1 pseudogene is annotated in these 835 nt (G+C 67.9%); it reads right to left on the bottom strand.

The annotated features are described in order from the left end of the window. Window positions 1–719, bottom strand: a pseudogene (locus tag G3I56_RS44570) (transposase); the annotation flags it as partial. Window positions 720–835 lie beyond the last annotated feature (116 nt).

Here is an 835-nt window from a genome sequence, read left to right as displayed (position 1 = left end):
GCGACGGCGCAGATAAGCACGGTTGGCGCGTGACGAGTACGCCTTGTCGCCCGCGACTGCGTCGGGCCGGGTGCGGGGTCGACCGACTGGGCCGGGGACGCGGATCTTGTTCAGGACGGGGATGAACTGCGGACTGTCCCCGGCTTGCCCCGCGGTGATCTTGAGGGAGAGGGGCAGGCACTGCGGCACGCAGGACAGGTGCGTCTTGGTGGTCAGTCCGCCGCGGGAACGCCCCAGGTCAGCGGCGGCGAGCCGGGCCTTGCGGCGACGCCTCACCCGTCGTCGTTCCTCCCGCTCCGGGTCCGGTTGTCCGTCTTGTTCCTGGCTGGTGCCCCTTTTTCTGCGGCGGCCTTCTCCAACGCGTCCAGGATCTCGGGCTCCACGATCATCCCGGCAGCATCGTGATGGGCCCGGACCGTAGTCGAGTCCACGCTGACCAGCGACAAGTCCACCAAGCCCCGCTTCGCCGCCTCGGCGATCGCACCCTGGAACACCGCGGTGAACACCCCGGCATCCCGCCACTGTCGAAACCGGCCGTAAACGGTCGACCAGTGCCCGAACCGTTCGGGCAACTCCCGCCATTTCGCCCCGTTCCTGAACCGCCACACGACGCCCTCGAAGTGCGCCCGCAGGTTCTCCGGGTACGGCCCGTACTCACCGACCGGCAGGAACGGAGAGACGAACTCCCACTCAGCATCCGAAAGTTGAGGTCGAGACACCCCACCGTTCTACCCCAAAGCCCCCGCCCCTACCGCCCGGGGACCCACGTGATCACAACCCCACACACGCCCTAGACGATCGCGCAATTGACCACGGCGAAGTCGGCTTCGTCGTG

Origin of the sequence: Streptomyces sp. SID12488 (genome assembly GCF_010548275.1) — a bacterium.
Taxonomy (GTDB): Bacteria; Actinomycetota; Actinomycetes; order Streptomycetales; family Streptomycetaceae; genus Streptomyces.
The sequence above is the reverse complement of the archived record's forward strand: the minus strand, read 5'-3'. Positions and strand labels throughout refer to the sequence as shown.